This window comes from Pseudundibacterium arcticum (assembly GCF_042646465.1).
In the GTDB taxonomy this organism is placed as follows: domain Bacteria; phylum Pseudomonadota; class Gammaproteobacteria; order Burkholderiales; family Burkholderiaceae_D; genus Undibacterium_A; species Undibacterium_A arcticum.
In genome coordinates, this window is record NZ_JBHRTP010000059.1 from 1 (window position 1) to 4,908 (window position 4,908).

7 protein-coding genes are annotated in these 4,908 nt (G+C 57.9%); 1 reads left to right on the forward strand and 6 read right to left on the reverse strand.

Translation table 11 applies throughout. The features are described from left to right. The 3 genes from ACFOFO_RS18485 to ACFOFO_RS18495 all read right to left on the reverse strand — a co-directional run. Positions 1–809 (reverse strand): hypothetical protein (locus tag ACFOFO_RS18485; RefSeq protein WP_390332345.1); only part of this gene is annotated, 809 nt, incomplete at its 3' end. Then, positions 799–1,758, reverse strand: coding sequence for a LysM peptidoglycan-binding domain-containing protein (locus ACFOFO_RS18490; RefSeq protein WP_390323086.1), 960 nt, complete (start codon positions 1,756–1,758; stop codon positions 799–801). The genes ACFOFO_RS18485 and ACFOFO_RS18490, both read right to left, overlap by 11 nt. After that, entirely contained in the window at positions 1,755–3,500 is a 1,746-nt protein-coding gene (locus ACFOFO_RS18495) for a phage tail tape measure protein (RefSeq protein WP_390332346.1), read from the reverse strand. The genes ACFOFO_RS18490 and ACFOFO_RS18495 overlap by 4 nt, the downstream gene beginning before the upstream one ends. Before the next feature lie 33 nt (positions 3,501–3,533). On the opposite strand from ACFOFO_RS18495, the gene ACFOFO_RS18500 reads away from it, so the two are divergent. Further along, entirely contained in the window at positions 3,534–3,752 is a 219-nt protein-coding gene (locus tag ACFOFO_RS18500) for a hypothetical protein (RefSeq protein WP_390332347.1), read from the forward strand. Here the strand turns inward: ACFOFO_RS18500 and ACFOFO_RS18505 are convergent. The 3 genes from ACFOFO_RS18505 to ACFOFO_RS18515 are packed head-to-tail and all read right to left on the reverse strand — an operon-like array spanning position 3,744 to position 4,755. After that, positions 3,744–4,220, reverse strand: coding sequence for a hypothetical protein (locus ACFOFO_RS18505; RefSeq protein WP_390323081.1), 477 nt, complete (start codon positions 4,218–4,220; stop codon positions 3,744–3,746). The two genes, ACFOFO_RS18500 and ACFOFO_RS18505, sit on opposite strands and share 9 nt — an antisense overlap. Continuing rightward, positions 4,217–4,339, reverse strand: a complete 123-nt coding sequence (locus ACFOFO_RS18510; RefSeq protein ID WP_390323080.1) for a hypothetical protein — start codon at positions 4,337–4,339, stop codon at positions 4,217–4,219. The genes ACFOFO_RS18505 and ACFOFO_RS18510 overlap by 4 nt, the downstream gene beginning before the upstream one ends. Positions 4,340–4,386: 47 nt before the next feature. Further along, a complete protein-coding gene (locus ACFOFO_RS18515) occupies positions 4,387–4,755 on the reverse strand; it encodes a hypothetical protein (RefSeq protein ID WP_390323079.1) in 369 nt (122 codons plus the stop codon). Between the last annotated feature and the right edge of the window lie 153 nt (positions 4,756–4,908).

A 4,908-nucleotide genomic window follows, 5' to 3' on the forward strand; every position in this document is an offset into this window, starting at 1 on the left:
TTGATGTTCGCGGCCTTGGCCGGGTAGATGACTTTGATCGCCTGCCCGGTTTTCGGACTGACCGACATGACAGTAACGACCACGCCGCGCGCGAAATTTAACGCCCGGCTGAAACTGATCGATTGCCCGTTGAACCCGAAAGCCCCGTTCTGGTCGGTCGGCGGCTCCCATTTCAGTAAGTAGGGATTGGCACCTGGCGCGACGGCCGGCTCAAAATGCAGATCCTTGCGCTTGACGTACACGGCGAACTCTTCTTCGCCAGCCAAGGCAGTCAGCAAGTCCCACTCACTTCGCTGCTGGTTCACGCGCACCTGATCGATCTGGTAATACTTGCCGGACCGTTTCGACGTTGCTGTCACGTATGTCGTTGTCAATCCGTGCCGCTGCGCAATCTGGGTCGCGATCTGGCTCGCCGTCAGATTCTGGAATGTCTCGCTGGTCTTGGCATCGATCAGCATCGCCGTCAGATCGCGCCCCGACACTTGCAGCGTGCGCGCAACCGGGTCGAACGTCACATCGTCGACGCGGCCGTAAGTCAGGCTCTGCAGCTCGGTCGCGCTGTAATTCTCGGCGTCTACGGGGAAGCCGGCGAATATCTCGATGAAGATTTCCTGCTGGCTGGCCCACCATGCATCGCCGTAGGCCACCGGCAGAGCCGACAGCGCAAAAGTCACGCGGAAGGTGTCGGCTTCGTAGTAGGTGTTGTTGTCGACCTCCCACCGGATCCAGCCATCCATACGCAGGTCATTGACCTTGACGACGCCCCGCGGCTGGCGGGCAGTCGATACTGCGACAGGATTAAGCGCCATACACGCCTCCGCTGCCGTCCGGTGTCGGTGGAATGATGATTGTTTGCACGCCGGCCAGCGCCGGATCGGTCAGCTTATTGGCGCGCGCGATCGTCGGCCAGGCAGTTGGATCGCCGTAGGCTTTCGAGGCCAAGTCGAACAGGTTGCCGCCGGCGCTCGTCACCGATTTGCCGGACGTCGAGATGGCGCCCAGATTCGCGCCGATGCGTCCGGTCGAGGCTTGCAGGTTGAGCAGCAGCGGCAGCTGGGTGTAACCGGCGATCTGCGCATTCAATTTCGATGCCGTGGTCGCGATTGGCGTATTCGGCAGCACGCCGCCCACAGTCGCGATATTGGCGATGGTATTGCCGGTCGACGCAATCAAGGTCGTGACGCGCGCCTGCACTGCCAGTACCGGGCCCAGCACACTGTTGATCGTGCTTTGCGCTGCGTTGGCGAACGACGACACTGCGCCGATCGCGGTATTCAGCGTACCAAGCGCAGCCGTCAATGGGCCGTCGCCGATCAGACCACCGAGGGTGTTCGACGTCGTCATGTCGTCATTGATCGCGCTGTCGACCGATGCCGGCGGCGATGTGGTGATCGGCAGCGTCAAATCTTCGACCACCATGCAGCTGATCGAATACGGGATTTCATAGACGCGCCGGTAGTCCATCACTGCCGTCTGAACCAGCACCTTGTAGGCATGCTCGCCCCATGAAAGGCTGAGCGGCTTGCCGACGATGCGCAAATAGTCAAGATACCGGGCTCGATCGTTCGCATCTGCGCCGATGAACTGCCCAGACCAATCAAGCGGCTTATCTCGCCGGCCCATCGCATCCACGACACGCTTACCCCCGACCAGCTCATGCACGGCCAGCGCCTGATCGCCGCCAAACTGGATATGTTCCGGCACTTCAAAACGGCCGAAACTCAGATCGCCAAGGATCAAATAGGTATCTGGCCTCATCGAATGTTCATTCCAGGAGAGAGCGGCATCAGGCCAAAGTCAAAGCGACCGGTGCCGAGTTGCGGCTTAGATGCTGCTTTCGACTGGTGCTGCGTGACGATTGTTGCCACTTTGAAGCCGTCCATATTTACCTGTGTATGCACTTGGATTGGCTTATTGTTTGCGCCTGGCTTCACGAACCCGCCCTCGCCAGCTGCGATTCTGGCCGCTGCACCAGACGTCAATTTCACGCCACCGTCTGTCTTGACTGCATTAACCTCATCTTGTGAAATCTTGCGGAAGGCATAACATGCGGCAGCGATCGTGCCGATGGCGAGAACGGCGATGCCTATCGGGCTGAGGATCGCCGCCGCTGCGATACCGAGTCCGGAAACCATGAAACCGAGCCCACTAAACGCCGCACCGAGCAACAGAATCGAGCCGCGAATCATCAGGGCGCCAGCCAATCCAACAAGAGCAACAACGATTCCCTTAACCAATTTGTGATTGCGGTCGATCCATTCGGCCATGCTTTTGACCATCGGGATCAGTTTTTCCAGTGCGCTGATCGCCAGCGGCAAAATCGTATTGCCAAGCGATAACATCAACGTATTGAATTTGGCATGCAGGTCGATTTGCTTGCCTGCCAGTGTTCCGCCGGCACGCGCGCTCAATTGGTCGATGTTCTCGGCATTCATATTTGCAGCCGACTGTGTTTTGATGGTGGCGCGCTGCTGATAGATCCGGGACAGCAAGCTGGAGCCGGTACGGTTGCCAACGATCATCCCGATCTCGCGGATGATGCCTTCATCCCCGGTAATTCCCTTGGCCGCAAACGCTGGCAGCAGCACCTTCTCCAGCAATGCAAGCTCGCCCTCTTTTTCAAGGATGTTGGAGCCCATGAACGATCCTGGCAGCGCCTTCTTGAGTTCGCCCATCTTGTTGAACTCGACCATGTCTTTATTGAGCAAACCAAGACGGTACAGTTCAGCCTGCGCCGTCTTTGTACCTCTCGCCTGCACCAGATTCTGGTAAATAGACATGGCACCGGTGCCGTAACGCTGGCCGCCGAATTCCTGAATCAAGGGCTCAGCACCGAGGTAGAAGTCTTTGTTTGAGCGCTGCGACAGGCCTACGCCGCCAGTTTTCAAAGCCTGCAGCAATTGGGTGGCATCGACCCGGTTGCGGCTTCCAGAAATAACCTGCTGCACAAAATTAGCCTGCGTCGCAAACTCCTTCTCGCTGGACAGGCCGCCCCGGAATTCAATCACCTTGAGCATGTCCATGAACTTCGTGGAGTGCTCGCCACCCTTCTGGCCGAACACCGCTTCATTAGCGAATTTCATCTTCGCCATGATCGGCGCGGCAAATTCTGCATGCTCCAGATTCTTGAACACGGCCATCGCATCGGAAAGCAGCGTCAGATTGTCGCGCGCGCTGGTGCCGACCGTGTTCATGCCGGTGGCAAACTTCACCGCCTGGCCGGTCACTGCATCACCGAAGCCAAGAGAGGCAAATTTCGCTGTTTCCGTCTGGAACTTCTTTGCCTCCTCGAGCGGCGCCTTGAACAGTGACAGCATGCCAACGCCTGCGCCGAGCATGATGCCGCCCTTCAGCGCGTCATTCTTGATGCTGTTGATGCGCTTTTGCAGCAGGGTCGCCTGCGCCTCAGTCTTTGCGAAATCTCCAGCCAGCAGCATCAAACCCTTGCTAACATGGTTCGTCAGCGATAGAGTGATTCCGATCTTGTAGGCGTCAAACATGGGTATCCCGAAAATATGAAGCTGTCACATCAAATGCAAGAATGGCTTGCCGACCGGGTGTCATGGGTGCAGTACCCACATATCCGGCCAGCCGATCAATCGACCCGCGACGCATCCAAAGCCGGCTTGCGTTTTACCAACCAAATGCCGATCGGGAAACGCATCGACCTGTTCCTTTTCTCCACATTGCTTCTGCTTGCAGGACTCGTCGCCCTGTTTTTCGTCGGCATATTCATCTACTGCCTACTCTAGGGCCGTCTGGCTCGATCCAGCGCCGTACAGCAACCCTTCTGCGGCAGCTTTCCCCAGCGTTTTCAATATCAATTCTTTGTTGCGGATCGCCGCGGGCCCCAGCACCGCGCGCGGCGGGATGTGTTCTGTGCCAAGCTCCTGATACACCATGATGTCGCTGTCCGAGCCGACCACCGCTTCCAGACCGTGAATTTGATGGCTGATCGAGGCGCGCAGCTTGCCGCTGCGCAGCAAAGGATCGTTTTCAGTGAAGCCCTGCGCTACCCGATCAGCCTTGGTGCTATCGGCCAATTCCACCCACCCGGCAAACGGCCCGACCTCGCCCTGGTACTCGCCGATTTCCTGCTTCGCGGTCCGCTCAATCGCAACAGCGCACTTCTTCAGTCCATGATGCAGCGCCAGCGTTTCAGCGGCGGCCATCGTCGCCAGATGCGCGACCATTTCCCCGAGATGCGCGAACTCTTTCATTTCTGATCCTCGTATTGCATCGTGTTGAAATTGAAAGTTGCGCCTTCCATCTCGGAAAAGATGATGCACCAGCCCGTTCGCGTGATGTCATCCAGCCCGAACGCGACGTCGAACGGCACGCCATTTCTGATGAGCCATAAGCATTCACGGATCGGACCGGCCCGGGCTACTTTTTTAGTTCGGCCTTATCCTGCTCCGGGTCGCTCTTGCCGAAGGTTTCCTGAACATGGCGCATCACAGCTTCGATGCCGGCCTCGTCCAGCTGCTGGATCAGTGCCTCGACCTGCAGCTTGCTTTTTGGCTGGTGCACTGCCAGATCATCGATTGCGGTGACATAGATCAATGGCAGGACCATCGCCATGTAGGTCTGATTCTGCGCACTGTCGCCCAGCGCCTCGATCAGCCGGTACTGAGCCAGCACACCCGGCTTCTTGATCTTGATCGTGCGGCCCAGGGCGTCGACCACGGTCGATTCTTCGCTGGCCTTGGCAAGGATCTCCTGCGTTGGCTTCAGGGTTACGGTTGGTTCACTCATCAGAGTTATTCCTTAAAGCGACGCGCCGAAATCGATCCGGCGCGTCATCGGGTTAAATTACGAGACTTTGACGCGGCGCGCGGCCACGAAGCGCACCTTCTGGTGCACCGAGTCGTCACCCTTGTAGTTGCCGGCGTCTTCGAGCGTCAGTAG